The organism is Phnomibacter ginsenosidimutans (assembly GCF_009740285.1).
Classification (GTDB): Bacteria; Bacteroidota; Bacteroidia; order Chitinophagales; family Chitinophagaceae; genus Phnomibacter; species Phnomibacter ginsenosidimutans.
In genome coordinates this window covers 1,599,614-1,617,400 of the sequence record NZ_CP046566.1, presented here as the reverse complement: position 1 = coordinate 1,617,400, position 17,787 = coordinate 1,599,614, and the positions used below count along the sequence as shown (strand labels likewise).

Sequence of the window (17,787 nt, the reverse complement as noted above, 5' to 3'; positions counted from 1 at the left end):
TATGAACATCATTCGCCTTTCTTGTTTGGCATTGCTGATGGTTGTTTTTGCCATGGCTTGCAAACCCAACACCAGCGATGTAATGGTTGAAACCATTGACACGGCTTATATCCGCCAACTGCCCAATATGGCCGACACCATTATACCCATGATGCCCGACACAGGCACCCGACTGCTGGGCGTGGTTCGTGGCGAAACCATTGTGCTGGGCAACGGCCAAAAAAGCATGCAGCTATGGTACGATGTGCAAGGCCAGATTGTACTGATGACCGAACGCCAATTAGGCAAGCTGGTGGACAGCGTGGCTTTTTATCCCAACGGACAACGCATTTTCAAACTGAATTTCAACGACAAAGGCAAAGCCGATGGCAGTGCCAAATACTTTTACAGCGATGGCCGGGTGCGGGAAGATGGCCGTTTTGTGAATGGCATAAAAACCGGCGTATGGCGCAGTTTTGATGAAGCCGGTATGCTGAAAGAAACCCACGAATACACCAGCCTCGGCGAAAAACTGAAATAGCCATAAGCCGTTGTTAAAAAACCAAAGGCTTCACTGCTGCAAACCGTATTTTGTGCCAGATTATTCCGAAATCTGCAAGTAGCAATAAATCATTTCTATTCATGACCCGTGCTGTAAGCATTTTATGGAAAGCCACATTGGGCTTTTTGGCTGTGGTGGTTTTACTTTTTGTAGCCACCAATTTTGGCTTGTTGGGCAAAATGCCTTCCATCGAAGATTTGCAAAATCCTTCCGCATCATTGGCTTCGGAAGTGTATGCCGATGATGGTACCCCCATGGGCAAATTCTATTTGGAAGACCGCAGTCCCGTGGGCTACAAAGACATTTCGCCGTACGTCATCAAAGCATTGGTAGCTACTGAAGACGAACGTTTTTACGAGCACAGCGGTATCGATGGCAAGTCGTTGCTGCGGGCTGTAAAAGGTGTGGTTACGTTCGACCCCGCCGGTGGAGCATCCACCATTAGCCAGCAGCTGGCTCTCAACCTGTTTGGCGGGCAGCGGGCCAGCAACAAGTTGTCTCGTGGGGTGCAAAAAATTAAAGAATGGATTATTGCGGTGAAGCTCGAACGCAATTTCACCAAAGATGAAATCATCACTTACTACCTCAACACTGTAGCGTTTGGCGATAATGTGTATGGCATTCGCAACGCGGCCCGTACGTTTTTCCAAAAAGAACCAGACCGCCTGGAACTAAACGAAGCTGCGGTGTTGGTGGGCATGCTCAAAGCCAATACCACTTACAATCCACGCCGCAATCCGAAGAAGGCACTCGACCGCCGCAACACGGTGCTGGACCAAATGGTACGCAACAATTTTTTGAGTGATGCCGATGCCAACAAACTCAAGCGGGAGCCCATCAATCTTCGATACAAAAAACTGGATGCCAACTCTGGTATTGCGCCTTACTTCCGCGAAAATGTGGTGAAGGAAGAAGTACGCAAACTGCTGAAAGACCTCGTAAAATCGAATGGCGAGAAGTATGATATCTACCGCGATGGTTTGAAAATTTATACCACCATCAACCCACGCATGCAGCTTTATGCAGAAGAAGCAGTAGCACAAAACGTGGCCGCCAAACAAAGAATTTTCAAACAGTTCTCCAATATCAAATCTGGTAGCGTATTTAAAGGCCGCGAAAAAGAACTGGAAAAGTTCATGAAGCAAAGCGACCGCTGGCGGGCTCAGAAGGAAGATGAAATGAGTGATGAAGAAAACAAAGAAACCTTCTTTAAGCCTGTGCCCATGAAAATATTTGCATGGAATGCAAAGCGGGAAACAGACACCACCATGACACCCATGGATTCCATCAAGTATCTGAAAACATTGCTGCAAAGTGGTTTTATGTCGATGGAGCCCCAAACGGGTTTTGTGAAAGCCTGGGTAGGCGGCATCGATTATAAAACGTTCAAAATTGACCACGCCAACATTACCATGAAGCGGCAGGTAGGTTCTACCATCAAGCCCATGCTGTATTGTCAGGCCATTGAAGAAGCAGGCTTTACCCCCGAAACGCCGCTGCAAAACGTACAGCAAAACTTTCCTGGATATGGTTTGGTACCGGCCAACGGCAAGGGTGCCCGTGGTGGTAGCCCTCCTATGGCGGTAGCGATTGCGCAGTCGCTCAATGGTGCAGCGGCTTACCTCATGAAGCAAATCGGGCCACAACGTTTTGTAGACTTCCTCAACCGTTGTCAGGTGCAAACCAAGCTCGACGCCTACCCTTCGTTGGCACTGGGCAGTTGCGACCTGAGTTTGTATGAAATGATGTGGATGTACACCATGTTCCCCGGCCGTGGTTTCAATACCAAGCCGCAATTCATCAGCCGTATTGAAGACCGTAACGGAAACGTAATTGTGAACGTGGCTCCGCAGATAAAAGAAGTGATAAGCGAAGTGGCTGCCTACAACATGTGCAAGATGATGGGCGGTGCTGTAAAATTTGGTACAGCCACCCGCATGAATGCTTACGGTATCAGAGCAGAAATGGGTGCTAAAACAGGTACTACCAACGACAATACCGATGCATGGTTTATGGTGTACACGCCAGAATTGCTGACAGGCACCTGGGTGGGTTGCGATGAAAACTGGATACACTTCCCCAGCAGTTCTGCTGAAGGTTATGGTGGCGCTGCTGCTCTGCCGGCTTGTGGTATGTTTTTGCAAAAAGTATACAACGACGGCAAACTGGGCTACGATAACGAAGCCAAATTTGTGAAACCAGCCATCGACAAAAACGACATCAACTACGATTACTTCCAAAACATAATAGGCCCGCAAAGCCCCGATGCAGAAGGCGAAGACATGGGCAATGGCAACATTGATGATTACTTTGGCGGCGGTGTAGATACCAACGGACTTGGCCAAATTGGCGGTGAATCAGAACTGCCCGTAGAGGATCAGCCCAAGCCCAACAACAAACCCAAGCCCGACACAGGCCGCAAGCAGCAAGACCCTGCAGACAAATCGCCAAAAGCTGTGTTGTCGGCACCGGTCAGAAAGAATTGATTAAAATGAATATTCCTTTTATAAAAAATCCATTCCAATTCGGAATGGATTTTTTATGCTGCATACAGCCGCATCCGTTATTTACCCCAACCCCAGGTTAAAAAGTCGGGAAAAGCACGGGCCCAGGTGGGCACATCATGGCGGCCATCCTGCAACTCGAGGTAGCGAATGTGCTGCTCCCGATCGTAGCCTTTGTTTACCAGCTCTTGTATCAAATCCAAGGTATCGTCAATGCTATCGATGATGCCATTGTTGTTGCGATCCATGGTTTCATCTTGTGTACCCGTTTCAAAAAAGAAACGCAGATTGTCGGCATATTTTCCTTCCCGCACCAGCTTGTGCATGATGCGGTCTGTTGATTCTTCATAGCCATCATTCAAATCTTTCAACCGCCACCATAATGAACCGCTGAAAACACCTGCTACATTAAAAATTTCAGGATGCTTCCATACCACATCCAGCGCCGACAGGCCACCCAGTGAAAAACCAGCATAACCAATTTGCTGTATGACGGGCAAGAAATATTCCTGTCGTATGTAGGGAATCAATTCATCCAACACAAACTTGCGGTGGTAGCGGGCACGGCTGCCGCGGCTCATATAATCCAAAATGTCTGCAGTGCCATATTCCAGTTTACGTTCTTCGCTGCAATGCATGGCCACCACCATGAGTGGTCGTATTTTACCAGCGGCATACAAGCCATCAATGATGGGTGCAAAAGGCATTTTGGGCAGGTCCTGCCCGTCATTTACCAGCAGCAAAGATGGCTGCATGCCTTCTTGCAATTGCGGCCGGTACACATCTACCTGCACGGCCCTGTCGAGGGCATAGCTATCCAACACAAAATGGTCTACCTCATAATGCAGCAACGATTCCGTATGTACATTTCTCTTCACAGCAGCGGTCATGGTTTCAAAAGTAGGGGGAATGCGGAAAAGCACAGATAAATTGCTACAGCCATCGCCAAAATCGCAAGGCTGTGGCCGTTATCTTTGCCGCCGTCTATGGTTAGCTATTGGGAAAATCTACTCATTCTTGTTTCAACGCCACTGTATGTGCTCATTATTTTGGGCGAAATACTGCTGAGCAATTACCGCCACAAACCGGTGTACAGCGTAAAAGACACACTGACCAATGCGTACATGATGTTGCTCAACGCCGGTATTGATGTACTGTTTCGCAGTGTGTACCTGCTGGTGCTGGTGTATATGTTCAACCACCGCTTGGGCCAAATCAGCAATCCTTGGGTGTACTGGCTGGTGCTGCTCATAGCCGAAGATTTTATTTTTTACTGGCTGCATCGGTTGGAGCATACGGTTCGCCTGTTTTGGGCCGTGCATGTTACCCATCATTCTTCTGAGTTGTTCAACTTTACCGTTGGCTTCCGCAGTTCGGTGTTGCAGCCATTGTATCGTTTTGTGTTCTTTATTCCGCTGGCGTTGTTTGGCTTTAACCCAACGGATATTCTCATCATGTTTTCGGCTACGCAAATCTGGGGCATATTGGTACATACGCAGTTCATCAGCAAAATGGGCTGGGCCGAGTATGTGCTGGTTACACCATCGCACCACCGGGTGCACCATGCCAGCAATGCTTTGTATCTCGATAAAAACATGGGCATGTTCCTGATTGTGTGGGACAAACTCTTTGGCACTTTTCAGGCGGAGCTGGATGAGCAAAAGTATCAGCCCATCCGCTACGGACTAACCAGCAAGCAACCCGAACGCAATGCGCTGACTGTGGTTACGCATGAGTGGCAGGCTATTGCCGAAGACTTGCAGAAACCAGTACCATTCTTTACCAAACTGAAATACCTGCTGGCACCGCCCGGCTGGAGCCACGATGGTAGCCGCCACACCAGCGATGAACTGCGACAACTGGAAGCAAAAGGGCAATGGCAGCCAGATAACAACTAACCTTCTTCCTACCCTATTTAAATCTGACTTTCATGCGTACATCATTTTTCAGACTTCGTTATCACCTCGGGTGGAAAAATGCTTTGCGGGTAATGTGGAAGGCAGAACGAGATCAGTTTACCACACTGAAAATTGATCAGTACAAACACCCCATTCATTTTCGATCGTACAAAGACGATTATGATGGTTTTGATTTCATTTTGGTGGCACAGGATTACAAGTTCAGATTGCCCCATCAACCACTAACCATACTCGATGCCGGTGGTAATATTGGCTTGGCCGCTGTCTATTTTGCCAACCGCTATCCGCAGGCCGAAATTGTGAGCATCGAACCATCCGACTACAACTATCCATACTTGCAAAAGAATACCCAAGCCTACCCGCAAATCACCGCATTAAAGGGCGGGCTTTGGGGCTATCCGGCGCATTTGCAACTGGTAGACAAAGGCCGCGGCCATACGTCGTTTGAAGTAGCCGAAGTGCCTGCAGCAACACCCGGCGCTATGAAAGCCTATTCCATTCCGGAAATTATGGCCCTGAAAAACTGGGCAACGATTGACCTGCTAAAACTGGATATTGAAGGCTCCGAAAAACACGTGATTGAAAACAACCCGGAAGAATGGCTGCCCCGCACCAAATTCATTGCGGTAGAGCTACACGACCGCCGCATCCGCGATACATCGAAGGCGTTTTTCAAAGTGATGAGTCAGTACAATTTCTCGATGGAACCCTTGCGGGAATGCCTGTTGTTTTACAACGAAGATTTGGTGCACATGTTCGATCCGTACCACACAGCATAAGAGTCGCCAGCAATCTTCATTACATCGCTTCAAAAAAATCTGTGCATTTGCGGCCATGATTTTTTTAGCCACGAATGCACAGATCTGTAAAATCAATTGCAGCGAAATTATTTCACCGTTTGCTCCATGGCGGCTTTAACGCTGCCGTATTTCAGCAGTAGCGATTTGGCTTGTTCATAATCAGCTTCACCGGTTTTTTCCATCAGCATTTTTACGCCACGGTCTACGAGTTTTTCATTGCTGAGCTGCATGTTCACCATTTTGTTGTCTTCTACCCTGCCCAGTTGTATCATCACACTGGTGCTAATCATATTGAGCACCAGCTTTTGTGCTGTACCACTTTTCATGCGGGTACTACCGGTTACAAACTCGGGGCCTACTACCACTTCAATGGGAAAGTCGGCTTCCTTACTCACCGGTGCATTGGGGTTGCATGTAATGCTGCCGGTAATAATGCCACGATGGCGACATTCCCGCAAGGCTTCAATTACATAAGGCGTGGTGCCGCTGGCGGCAATGCCCACCACCACATCTTTATCACTTACAAAATGTTTTTCCAAATCTTTCCAGCCTTCTTCTTTGCTGTCTTCGGCAAATTCTACGGCTTTAAACATGGCATCATCGCCACCAGCTATAAGGCCAATGACCAATCCGTGTGGTACACCGTAAGTAGGCGGGCACTCACTGGCATCTACCACGCCCAAGCGGCCGCTGGTACCGGCGCCTATGTAAAACAAACGGCCACCGCTCAGCATTTTATCTGCTATGGCTTCTACCAACGCCTCAATGGATGGCAAAGCGGCTTCCACTGCCAGCGGCACCAGTTTATCTTCCTGATTGATATTGGTGAGTATTTCGTGCACCGACATTTTTTCCAAATGGCGGTAGCGGGAAGGTTGCTCTGTTACTCTTGTAAATTCTGACATGAGATGTATTGAAATATAAAACCGAACGTAAAGCTATTGATGATAACGGATAAGACCTGGCATGGGCGACTGCAATACCTGCCCCATGCTCAGTTCAAAACTGCTGCACAGGTCTTTGAGTACATCTTTAAAATGCCAGGCAACACTGCCCACAAAATGGATGGGATACTTCCAGGTTTCCGGATACTTGTACAAATGGGTGGTGATGAAATCACTCAGGCCATCTTCTATGATATTTTCTACCATGTAGTGGCCGCGGTTTTCGCTGAGAAAGGGTGTAAAAGAAGCCAGGTAACGGTTTGGCCATGGTTCTTTGTATACATGCTGCAATATCTCCCGATAATGCGTATTGAATTTTAGCTGAAAGCGATGCTGCAGTTCTTCATCAAAAGTTTGATAAATGAAATACTGCACGGTTTTTTTACCGAGGTATGCACCGCTTCCTTCATCGCCAAGTATAAACCCTGGTGCGGGGTTGTTTCGAACGATTTTTTTGCCGTTGTACACACAGCTGTTGCTGCCGGTTCCCAATATGCAGGCAATGCCTTTATCGTGACCGCAAAGAGCTCTGGCTGCCGCGGTTAAATCACTTTCTACACTAATCTTTTTTACGCCTTTAAAAGCGCCTTTCAATCCTGCTTTTACCAGCTGTTGGTTTTCTTTCGTGGCGCAACCAGTACCATAAAAATGAATGGCTTCAACCTGAGCATCTTTCAGCTTGGGCAGTAAATCTTTTTGCAACAGTGCCGTAATATCGGCTGCAGTAAAAAAATACGGACTAATACCGGCAGTACTGACGGTTTTCGTACGGGCTCCGCCAATCAAACTCCAGGTGGTTTTGGTGGCGCCGCTATCCGCAATCAATTGTATCATGTTGGTAGTAATAACTCCCTGGGTGAATGTCGACTACAGCCAGGAGTTAATGGCATCCACCAATCGTTGTGGGTGAAATGCATGCTGTAAATCGGGGCGTTGCAGTGTTTGGTTGGGTTGCTCCCGCCAGTTCCGGTACAAGGTCTCAATCATCAACCGTATTTCTTCCTCGTTGCCATTGGTTGCCTGATAGGGATAATCATTGCCCACTACCCGCCTTGCTTCGGAAGTAGCCGGGCCAATACAAAGTATCGGTTTATCGGCCATCACCGCATCAGCAAACTTACCAAAAAGTTGAGGAGAATGGTATGTAGCTGATTCAATTACGAGGTTGGCAGCAGCAGCTTTTTGCAAAACCAGCGCCTGGCCGTAGGTTAAGCGGGTATTGTTTTCAATAATAAAATTTTTGTGATTCGCCGCAGGGTCAAATTCGGGCAGCAACTTGGGGTGCACCTGACCAATAAACACCACCTGAGTATGCGCTTCTGCTTCAGGATGTGCTTCTAAAAATTGCAGCATGGCCCTGATAAAATAGCCGGGCGAACGCCCTTCCAGCAAAGTACCCATGTGTACCAGCAAAAATGTGTACTGCTGTGCAATGGTTGAATTTTCGTCAACAAAGCAACTTGCTTTTCGGCAGGCGGGCTGGCAGGCTGCAGTAAAAAGGGCAGCTGATGCGCCAAATGCGGTACTACCACTGCTTTGCTGGCCAATGCCGGGTAAGCAGGGTTCAAATGTTCTATCAACCGCTGTGATGGCGCATAGCAACCGGCAGCTTGCTCCACCAAATGATTGAAGCGTTTCATCAGTTGCCGCTGGCCATTGTCGATGGGTACATTGTAAGGCTCTGGCAGTATGGCCATGGGAAACGGATCATGAATGGACATGACAAATTTGCCGGCATAAGGCAGCAAATTGCTGAATGCCATGTGAGCATACCAGCCCATACCACTGCCCAAGAGCAATACCAAATCGTAAGAATCCTTCGCCAGTTTATGCTTAATGGCTTTCGTCCACTGCTGCAATTTGTAATAAGAAGCATGGTTAAATCCGGTCAGCTTTTCGGGCAGGCTACGTAAAAGCGGAACTTTTCCCAACAGTTTCCAGCCGGTTGGTTGCTGCAACTTTACCTGTTCTATTGATGCTAATGGCAGTTCAAATATGGGCTGGCCCACCCTGCCACCCACCAGCAGGTGTACAGCAAAATGCTGGCTGAGCACTTCGGTCATTTTCGTATTGAGGAGTCCGCAACTGGTGCGGTCGTATTCCAATTCTTCGGCTATAATGAGTATTCTGGCCTTCTTTTTATCCATGCTTTGCACATTGGGCTTTTTGTACAAATGGCATTAGCCTGCAACTTGTACTTTCGCTGGTCAAAAGTACAGGGCAACATATAATGGAAAATAGAAAACTGCAGGTTTGGCTACCCTTGTTTATCGGGCTGGCATTGGCACTGGGCATATTAGCGGGCTTCCAACTGGCGGGCAGTAGTGGCCGCAACAGCAGTAGCAACAAAAACCGGTCGGCCATTCAGCAGGTGCTCGACTTGGTTCAGTATAAATATGTCGATTCGGTAAGTCTCGATTCCATGGAGGCCGATGGCATTCAGGCCATGCTCAACCATCTCGATCCGCATACCGTTTTCATTCCTGCCCAAGAGCTGGCAGAAGCCAACGCCGACCTCGAAGGTGGCTTTAGCGGTATTGGTGTAGAATACCAGATGATTAACGACACCATGAATGTGGTGTATGTGGTGGAAAACGGACCAAGTGCCAAAGCAGGCCTCAAAACCGGCGACAGAATTATTAAAGTATACGACAAAGTAATAGCTGGCAATAAATTGAAAGGCAGTGAGTTGCGAAAATTGCTTCGTGGTGATTATAACACCAAAGTAGAAGTAACTGCATTGCGGGATGGTAAAACCCAAACCTATACCATTACCCGCGGCAATGTACCGCTGCCTTCAGTTGAAGCAGCCTACATGGCTGAACCCGGCGTTGGCTACATCAAGCTCAATAAGTTTAGCGAAACCACTTATAAAGAGTTCATGGATGCAGCCACAGGCCTGCAAGCAAAGGGCATGAAAAAGATGATTCTCGATTTGCGGGGCAACACCGGTGGCATCCTTACCGAAGCGACCAACATTGCCGACGAGTTCCTTCCCGACGGACTTTCTATTGTGAGCACCCGTGGCTCCCATGTCAAAAACAAAGAAATTCAAAGCACAAAGCCCGGCATTTTTGAAAAAGAACCACTGGTGGTACTTATCGATGAGTTCAGCGCCAGTGCCAGTGAAGTGTTGGCTGGCGCCCTGCAAGACAATGACCGCGGCACCATCATTGGACGGCGCAGTTTTGGCAAAGGCCTGGTACAGGAGCAATACGATCCGGCCAACGGAGGCGCTGTCCGCATTACCGTGGCACGGTACTACACGCCTTCCGGCCGCAGTATTCAAAAGCCATACAACGGCAGCCGCAACGATTATCAGCATGAAGTGCTGGAAAGAAATCCTGCCAAAGACGACAGCAGCCTGCAAAAAAGCAAGGAAGTTTATACAACCCGGGCAGGTAAAAAGGTGTACGGTGGCGGTGGCATCACCCCCGACATTATCGTGGCTTTCGACAGTAGCAGGGTACCACAAGGCAGTCTGCCCCTCTTCAGCGGCAACCGCATTGGTGATTTCAGCTTCCGCTTGTTTCAGCAAATGAAGGGCAGCCTGACGCAATACAAAACGCCATCAGACTTCATCAAACAGTATCAGTTACCAGCCAATACCTGGGACATGTACGCCACTCAACTTCAACAAGACAGCGTAAAAATACCGGAAGTATCGGTTTCAGTAAAAAATGATATTCTATTGATTATCAAAGCAAATATGGCCCGTTACCAATGGCGAAACAATGCCTTTTATGAAACGCTGCAGCCTACCGATAAACTGTTGCAGCAGGCATTGCAAACCCTCAAATCAATCAGCAAATAGTGAAACAACTGAAAGCCATCCTCATTCAATTGTTGGGCCGGCAGGCTTACCTCCGCCTCACTTCCAGAATATTCTTGTTCAGCTTCCGACGCCAATGGCTGAAGAATAACCCGGCTTATACGGTTCACTATTTTGTACGCCACCTTATTGGCCCGGGCCAAACAGTGATTGATATAGGTGCCAACCTCGGCTATTACTCTACTGAGTTTGCCCGGTTGGTTGGCAGCACAGGAAAGGTACTTTCCGTTGAACCCATTCAACTCTACAGAGAAATATTGCTGGCCAATACCCGTCATTTACCCCAGGTGCAGGTGCTACCCTATGCACTGGGCGAACAGGAAGGAACCATCAGCATGGGCCTGCCCTTTGCCGACCAGCACCGCCATGGCCTTATGAAAGTGTTGACCGAATCGGAGAAGCAGGTAGCGCCAGAAATATTTGAAGTGGAGCTCAAACATCCTGCTAAACTATTCGGACAACTCGCTGATATTCATTACTTAAAATGTGATATCGAAGGCTATGAAGTACCTGTGTTGCCCGCCATGCGTTCTGTGATTGAAAGCCATCAGCCTATTGTTCAGGTAGAAACCGACGGAGAGAACAAACTCATTTTGCACCGTATGTTCAACGAAATGGGCTACCAGCTGTTCTATGTCCAGCAGGACAAACTGGTTCCCTATCCAGATGCGCAGCAGCAGCTCATCGGCGACATGATTTGTATTCCTGCCGGTAAAATCTCATCTATTGAAAAACTCATCCAACGGTCATAAGCAACAGGAACCTCTCGTGGCGGTGCTTTTTATCATCCGCTACAGGAGTGCTTCTCCTGGCTTATTTTCCATGGCATTGTTCCGGCTACCGCTCTGGCTCAACAAGAAAATTTCCTTTTGGCGACTGATGGGCAGTGGCAGAAACGGCACTTTTGACATTGTACCCGATTGGAAACAATGGAGCATTATGGTGGTGATTCCTGAATCATGGATTGCTGACAGACAGGAAACTATAAGTCTGGAGAAACTTCAGCGAAGGTGTTTGGGAGATATTATTAGTGATCTCATTTCATTATGGAACGGTAAGGTGCAGGCTCTTTTACTGGAACCCAAAGAAGGCCATGGCCTTTGGAATGGCCGCGAAGTATTTGGCTCTTTGGAGCGGAAAGCCGGCGATTGGGAAGGCCCGATAGCCGTCATGACGAGAGCCACCATACGGCTGAGCAAGGCCAAAGCTTTTTGGAAACATGTAGATCAGGTAGCACAGCAAATGGCAGGAGCCCCAGGCTTTATTACCAGCTACGGCATTGGCGAAGTACCGTTCATAAAGCAGGCTACTTTCAGCATTTGGGAGAGCAAGCAAGCCATGCAGGCATTTGCCTACCAAATGCATGAACACCGCGAAGTGATTAAAAAAACCTACGCCGAAAAGTGGTACAGCGAAGAAATGTTTGTCCGGTTCCGCATCATTCGCACCTGGGAATTGCCCGCTATAGAACATCAACTGGGGCAGGCAGCCAATCATTTATCCGCCCAATAGGGTATTGCATGCCCGGCGGCAAGTGTGTATTTTACCTGAAAACAAACACACTATGGCCCGCACAAAAATTCGGATTCTTTCGTTGGATGGCGGTGGTATCAGGGGCATTATCCCGGCCACCATTATGGTTGAAATTGAAAACCGGCTGCAACAGCGCACCAACAACCCCGATGCCCGCATTGCCGACTTTGTAGATTTGGTGGCAGGCACCAGTACGGGAGGTATTCTCACCAGCATTTACCTCTGCCCCGGCGCCAATAACCGGCCAAAGTTTGCCGCAAAAGACGCCCTTGAATTGTACCTCAACAATGGCAAAGACATTTTCCAAATGGAGTTTTTGTCGAAAGTGGCCAAGCTCTATGTGGTGTTTAATGAAATGTACCCGAGCAAGCACATCGAAAAATTGCTGGCAGAATATTTTGGCGACACCGAACTCGACGACCTGCTTCGCCCCTGCCTCATTACCGCTTACGACATACGCAACCGGCGGGCCCATTTTTTTAATAGTGTAGATGCCAGGGGTGGCAAAAAGATTTACAACTACAAACTGAAAGATGTGTGCCGGGCTACCTCAGCAGCCCCCACTTATTTTGAGCCGGCCAAAATTTCTTCAGAACAAGGCGCTGATTACACATTGGTAGACGGCGGCGTGTTTGTAAACAATCCGGCATTGGCAGCTTACAGCGAGGCCCGCACCATACGGTTTAGTAAAGAAGTGGCAGCACACAAACCCGACTTTCCATCCGCCAAAGACATGCTGATTATTTCTGTAGGAACGGGAACAGTGAAGACCCCCTACCATTACGACAAAATCAAAAACGCCGGACTGATTGCCTGGCTACCCATCGTTATCGACATCATGATGAGTGGCAATAGCGAAACAGTTCATTATCATTTACAGAAAATGTTCAACACCCTTTCGGAAGAAGATGAGCAGGACTACTACCGCCTGGAGCCGGCCCTGCAGGATGCCAGCAGCGAAATGGATGATGTATCGGACGAGAACCTGAAAAACCTGCATGAAGCAGGGCTGCATTATGTGGCCAAACATGATGCGTTGATTGAGGAGATTGTGAGCAAGCTAATCGCTTATGCATAGTATATTCCTTCAAGTAAAAAAGACCTGCACAAAACGTGCAGGTCTTTTTGTTACAAAAGGATGTCGCCTTAAGAAATAGCCACCAGAGTTGGCTTGGGTGTAGCCATCCATCGTTGCATCATGTCAGTGGTGAGCTTGGCAGCACTGAAACAACGCAATTGCGGATGATTCGCCTTTTTACTGGTTTCCAAATGCAGGCTGGTTTTTACACCAGCTACATTCAACATTACTTCATTCAGCGCCGGTGAAATCTCAAATTCATCTGCATGAATCAGCAAATTGCTAGTGCTATATTGCTTGCCCCAGATATCTGTAATCCAAAACATATTGTTTCGGTAGCTTACTGAAACGGCCTGTTGAATGTGCTGGGTCTTTCCCTTTGCCTGAAGCACAACTGGCTGAGCCTTGCCCAAAAGCACTTGCTCACATTTCAGTGCAGCTTCATTATCTCTTGCGAAAACAACTGATGGAGCTAATGCCATCGCTGGCATTAGCTTCACCATATTGAGTAAGAACTGTTTACGTTCCATCATAATCTCATCACGTTTTAAGCGGTTCAAATTATTCTTTTACCAGTTTGAAACTACGGCCATCGGACAGTACCAATTGATACAAACCAGCTGACAGCGATTGCATATTGAGCTCATGTGTATTGCTGCGCATTACAAATGCAGATACAACTTTACCCTGCGCATCAATCAGTCGGGCCGACAATTGTGCCGAAGCGTTTTGTACAGTAATCAGCACCTTATCCTTGGCTGGGTTCGGGTACACTGATACGGCAGCCTTAGCCAACCTGTTATCGATTACTACCACAGGACTATACGTAAAGCTACCATCTGCATCTACCATTTGCAAGCGGTAATACCAAAGGCCTGGCACCACTGCATCGGTATAACTGAAGCTAGCAGAAGCTGCTGCAGTTGCCGGTACCGCAGCTACCTGCGCAAATGCACCATTACCATTGCTACGCTGTACCTGATAGCTACGCATGTTTTCCTGTCCGGCTACTTTCCATTGCAATTCAACAGCAGCATTTGCGGTTGCAGATGCAGTGAAAGAAACCAATTTCACCGGCAACAACAAACTGCTTGTTTGCACAAAGAAACTACTGAAGCCTTCTACATCGAAAGTAACCTGCCACAGATTCAGAGTGGTATTCCAAACAATATTGACATCATCCGGATTGATAACGGTGCCCGTACCTGGGTAAGTATTTGGGTTACCACTGTTATCGCTACTGCTACCTGTGAGCTTAGAAATACGCAGATTGGCTTTGCCGGTATTGTCTGAAGGGCCGGTGGGCAAATCCAAGCCATTGGGTACAGCATTAAAGTTGTCGAAATCAGCTTGCGTAAAGTACAACGTTACAGTACCAGAAGAAGTAGAAGGGTTACTTGCCGGCGTAATTTCATAAATACGCCTTGCGTAAGTAACACCACGATAGCTGGTAGCCGAAGCTTTAATCCAGGTTTTGATGGAAACAGAACCTGACACCGGCGTACCGGCACCTACTACTTTCGGCACAATATTGCCCAACAATTCGCAGCTCGTATTTTGGAATTTATTGGTACTTACACTTTGCGCATAGGTAAGATCTGTAGAGGGCAAGGTGGTTGAACCAACTGTAAGCGTCGCTGCGTTTGTATTGGTAGAGCCAGCTGCATTGGTCAACACACAACGGTAATAACGACCATTCAAACCCGCAACATTAGAGATGCTCAAAGTAGCAGAAGTAGCACCACTGTATACACCGCTATTGGTAAGATTGGTGGGCGAAGCAAAACCAACTGTAGTAGATTCCTGCCACTGATAGCTGGTAACACCCGTACCTGCTGCGTTGTAACTAACACCAAAGCCCGAACACTCGGTAGCGTTTGATGGGTTTGTGGTAACTACCGGTGTAGCTAATGTCGTAAATTGGAATACGTTGTTTTGATTAATACCTGCATAAACCAATCCTGATGATGCAGACTTAATGGCATCACTTCCCACTTCTACATACAATTGTGTACCAGCTGGCAAATCGCTGGTTGGATTAATAGTGAGAGTAGCACCGGAAATGCTCAGTTGACTGGCATGGCTGGTCACCAAAATGCGGGCCACTACAGTATTATCCGACAAACGTTTCACTGTGATATCTCCAGAGCCGGTCACATTTCCCGAACCTGTAACCCCATCACTCAAAGCAATGTTCTCGCTGAATGTCATGCTGAGGTTGGCTGAAGGCACAATGGATGTAGCAAAGTTGGTTGGCACGGTACTGCTCAATGTTGGCGCAACGCCTTGCTGCGCATACTGCACATTTTTGCCACTGTTGAACACATCTACATCTCCATCCTTATCTGCATCCAAAACGCCAATAGATAATTGTGAAAATTCAGCAGAACTAGCAATAGTGATACCATTGAAAGGGCCACTACTAGCTTCCTGTGTCCAGGTACTACCTGCATCTTTTCGCCAGTATACCAAAGCCCCTGTATTCGTAGTATTTCTACCTACCAAATCAAGATCGCCGTCTGAATCAAAATCAGCTGTGAGAAATGCTGACGAAAATGTGCTCAATGTAGCTGCAATGGCATCCATAGGATTACTGCCGCCACTTAGCTGGCTGAATGTAGAACCACTCCTTGAGTACACTACGTTGGCGCCTTTGTTGTAAATATCGATGGTACCATTGCCATCTGCATCTACAAGAGCAAGGTTGCCAGCAGTAAAAGCAGCCGCTGTTGCTATTGAAATTGAATTGAAAGGATTGGAACCGCCTGTTAATTGTGTCCAACCACCTGCTCCGCCATTGCGCCAGTAAACAGGTGTTCCTGGTAGTGTCGCAGGCCTACCAACAAAATCCAAATCGCCATCGCCATCAAAATCGCCTGTAATAAAAATACTGGCGAAATTACCAATTGATGCAGCAATACCATCCATTGGGTTAGATGCACCAGTAACCTTTGTAAAAGTCCCGGCATCGTTGCGATACAATTCATTTGGCGACCTGTTGTAGATATCTAAATCACCATCGCCATCAGCATCAAGAACTGCCAGATTGCCTAAGGTGAAATTATTGGCAGAAGCTGCCCCCCAGGTAATGCCATTCACTGGACTTGATGCTCCTGTCAGTTGTGTCCAGTCAGTACTGTTGCCATTGTGGCGCCAGAAAACCAAACCCGTATTGGCAGTGTTTCTTCCAATCGGATCGATATCTCCATCATTGCCCTGAAAATCGCCAATGAGAAAAGAACTGGCAGTAGCAGCAATAGTGGCATTAATGGCCCGCATGTTGTGCGTAGATGAGTTTACCTCGGTAAAAGTTTGGGACTTTGCTTGTCCTATCATCAACAACAATGCAGTTCCAGACATCAATGAATATCTGACCGATTGCCTGATGTGCGTCGATAGTTGTGCGTAAAGTTTTTGTTGCATAATGTGTGTTTTTTTGAAGGAACCGTGAATTAAGTAAACAGATAAGGATTTTGCCAGCCAGCAACTGCTGCTGCAGCACTGGCAGCGATGCATTCTGATTGCCAGCTGATGTGCTCACCTTCTGCAATTTTGTGATGCTGCAAGCTTTTTGCACCTTCGTCGAATGTTGCTTTCAGGATGTGCACTTGCATATCTGCTTGCAATGGAGATGTAGAGAGAGAGACAGCTCCTCTCGGGCCAATCGGCTGGCTGTTGCTCAATGCGTCAGCCAATACTTCTCCATCAATATCCTCAGCTGTTTGTAAGGCAATCCCCAAAGCCAATCCAGTTTCATATCCCAACAAACCGAATGCTGATGGCATCTTCTTTTTTGCAGCAGAGAAATGTGCTACAAATTGATGGTTGGCATCATTGTCAAGCGATGAATACCATGTAGATGCAAAAACAGCATCATGCATAGCGGCATTCGCCGGCACTACCGTTTCATCCACCATAAATGCATTAACCGTTAATGGCTTTTCATTTATTGCCGGTGTTTGTTTGTAAGTATCCAGAAAATGTTGGCCTTCATTACCTGAAAGCACTGCATGTACATGACTTACATCTTGTTGTTGCATTTGCTGAAAAAGGGAGGACGTATCAAACTGCTTACCGAAATTTTTTGCCACATTCAAATAAAGTGAAGCGGCACCAGCAGCACCAAGCCCTAACCTGAATGCTTCATGCAGCAAGTACCCACCTTCGTACAATGTTGTATTTACAGCACAGATGCCACCGTATTGTTGCTGCGCCCATTTGCCCAATGCCCATTGTGCTTTCCAACTGTGAAGGCTATTGTAGAAAAGGAATGGACTATTCCAATGAACAGCAGGCAAGTTGGCGCCAAGGTTTAATACGATTACAGGAAGTGTAGATTGCTCATACAAACTTGTCAGCTCAACCACTGTTTTGGTATTGGCTACCACAATTATCAATTGACTTTCCAAATGATAGATTGCTTTTTTAATAGCTTGTTCTACTGATTTGATATCAGCACTATTAATAAATTCTGGTTGCCACTCAACGGGCTGATGATAGCCGGCAAACTGCAAACCCAGACTCAGGGCGAACCGGAGTTCATCCTTGAGTCTGGGAAAAAATTCCGACTGAGGATACAGCAATGCTATTCGAACAGGTGAAACCATTAGTGCAGGGTAAAATCCTAAATCTGAAA

The 17,787-nt window shown here is 47.4% G+C and carries 17 protein-coding genes; 9 read left to right on the top strand and 8 right to left on the bottom strand.

Annotation, left to right across the window (positions count from 1 at the left end):
* Position 1: 1 nt before the first annotated feature.
* Both GLV81_RS06950 and GLV81_RS06945 read left to right on the top strand, forming a co-directional pair.
* Positions 2–520 (top strand): toxin-antitoxin system YwqK family antitoxin, encoded by a 519-nt coding sequence (locus tag GLV81_RS06950; protein ID WP_157478045.1) that lies wholly within the window; start codon positions 2–4, stop codon positions 518–520.
* A gap of 101 nt (positions 521–621) precedes the next feature.
* Entirely contained in the window at positions 622–3,027 is a 2,406-nt protein-coding gene (locus tag GLV81_RS06945) for a transglycosylase domain-containing protein (protein ID WP_157478043.1), read from the top strand.
* 77 nt (positions 3,028–3,104) lie between these two features.
* On the opposite strand, the gene GLV81_RS06940 is transcribed toward GLV81_RS06945, so the two are convergent.
* A complete protein-coding gene (locus GLV81_RS06940; protein ID WP_197429004.1) occupies positions 3,105–3,923 on the bottom strand; it encodes an alpha/beta hydrolase in 819 nt (272 codons plus the stop codon).
* Positions 3,924–4,031: 108 nt separating this feature from the next.
* Here GLV81_RS06940 and GLV81_RS06935 point away from each other — a divergent pair, with 108 nt between their 5' ends.
* Complete coding sequence (locus GLV81_RS06935; RefSeq protein ID WP_157478039.1) at positions 4,032–4,943, top strand: sterol desaturase family protein; 912 nt, start codon at positions 4,032–4,034, stop codon at positions 4,941–4,943.
* Positions 4,944–4,975: 32 nt separating this feature from the next.
* Positions 4,976–5,743: an FkbM family methyltransferase gene (locus tag GLV81_RS06930; protein ID WP_157478037.1), complete on the top strand. Its 768-nt coding sequence runs from the start codon at positions 4,976–4,978 to the stop codon at positions 5,741–5,743.
* Positions 5,744–5,850: 107 nt separating this feature from the next.
* On the opposite strand, the gene murQ is transcribed toward GLV81_RS06930, so the two are convergent.
* From murQ to GLV81_RS06910, 4 genes are read right to left on the bottom strand one after another with little or no spacing between them, the layout of a single operon-like run.
* On the bottom strand, positions 5,851–6,669 hold the full coding sequence (murQ, locus tag GLV81_RS06925; RefSeq protein WP_157478035.1) for an N-acetylmuramic acid 6-phosphate etherase: 819 nt from the start codon (positions 6,667–6,669) through the stop codon (positions 5,851–5,853).
* A gap of 33 nt (positions 6,670–6,702) precedes the next feature.
* On the bottom strand, positions 6,703–7,542 hold the full coding sequence (locus tag GLV81_RS06920) for an N-acetylglucosamine kinase (protein WP_157478033.1): 840 nt from the start codon (positions 7,540–7,542) through the stop codon (positions 6,703–6,705).
* Positions 7,543–7,575: 33 nt separating this feature from the next.
* Positions 7,576–8,061, bottom strand: coding sequence for a glycosyltransferase family protein (locus GLV81_RS06915; RefSeq protein ID WP_157478030.1), 486 nt, complete (start codon positions 8,059–8,061; stop codon positions 7,576–7,578).
* Positions 8,046–8,855, bottom strand: coding sequence for a glycosyltransferase family protein (locus tag GLV81_RS06910; RefSeq protein WP_157478028.1), 810 nt, complete (start codon positions 8,853–8,855; stop codon positions 8,046–8,048). Before GLV81_RS06910 ends, GLV81_RS06915 begins: the two co-directional genes overlap by 16 nt.
* Before the next feature lie 83 nt (positions 8,856–8,938).
* On the opposite strand from GLV81_RS06910, the gene GLV81_RS06905 reads away from it, so the two are divergent.
* From GLV81_RS06905 to GLV81_RS06890, 4 genes are read left to right on the top strand one after another with little or no spacing between them, the layout of a single operon-like run.
* Entirely contained in the window at positions 8,939–10,522 is a 1,584-nt protein-coding gene (locus tag GLV81_RS06905; protein ID WP_157478026.1) for a S41 family peptidase, read from the top strand.
* The gene (locus GLV81_RS06900; protein ID WP_197429003.1) at positions 10,522–11,292 is read left to right on the top strand and encodes an FkbM family methyltransferase; all 771 of its coding nucleotides are present in this window, start codon (positions 10,522–10,524) and stop codon (positions 11,290–11,292) included. The genes GLV81_RS06905 and GLV81_RS06900 overlap by 1 nt, the downstream gene beginning before the upstream one ends.
* A 16-nt stretch (positions 11,293–11,308) precedes the next feature.
* Positions 11,309–12,052 (top strand): spheroidene monooxygenase, encoded by a 744-nt coding sequence (locus GLV81_RS06895; protein WP_157480693.1) that lies wholly within the window; start codon positions 11,309–11,311, stop codon positions 12,050–12,052.
* 52 nt (positions 12,053–12,104) lie between these two features.
* Entirely contained in the window at positions 12,105–13,151 is a 1,047-nt protein-coding gene (locus GLV81_RS06890; RefSeq protein ID WP_157478022.1) for a patatin-like phospholipase family protein, read from the top strand.
* Positions 13,152–13,219: 68 nt separating this feature from the next.
* On the opposite strand, the gene GLV81_RS06885 is transcribed toward GLV81_RS06890, so the two are convergent.
* Both GLV81_RS06885 and GLV81_RS06880 read right to left on the bottom strand, forming a co-directional pair.
* Positions 13,220–13,684 carry a hypothetical protein gene (locus GLV81_RS06885; RefSeq protein ID WP_157478020.1) on the bottom strand — a complete coding sequence of 155 codons (465 nt, stop codon included), beginning with the start codon at positions 13,682–13,684 and terminating at the stop codon, positions 13,220–13,222.
* Between the two features lie 28 nt (positions 13,685–13,712).
* Positions 13,713–16,430 carry an FG-GAP-like repeat-containing protein gene (locus GLV81_RS06880; protein ID WP_197429002.1) on the bottom strand — a complete coding sequence of 906 codons (2,718 nt, stop codon included), beginning with the start codon at positions 16,428–16,430 and terminating at the stop codon, positions 13,713–13,715.
* Between GLV81_RS06880 and GLV81_RS19305 the strand changes: the two genes are divergently transcribed.
* Positions 16,420–16,560 (top strand): hypothetical protein, encoded by a 141-nt coding sequence (locus tag GLV81_RS19305; RefSeq protein ID WP_197429001.1) that lies wholly within the window; start codon positions 16,420–16,422, stop codon positions 16,558–16,560. The genes GLV81_RS06880 and GLV81_RS19305 overlap by 11 nt on opposite strands.
* A 43-nt stretch (positions 16,561–16,603) precedes the next feature.
* Here GLV81_RS19305 and GLV81_RS06875 read toward each other — a convergent pair whose 3' ends face one another.
* The gene (locus GLV81_RS06875; protein ID WP_157478016.1) at positions 16,604–17,758 is read right to left on the bottom strand and encodes an ABC transporter substrate-binding protein; all 1,155 of its coding nucleotides are present in this window, start codon (positions 17,756–17,758) and stop codon (positions 16,604–16,606) included.
* Positions 17,759–17,787: the final 29 nt, after the last annotated feature.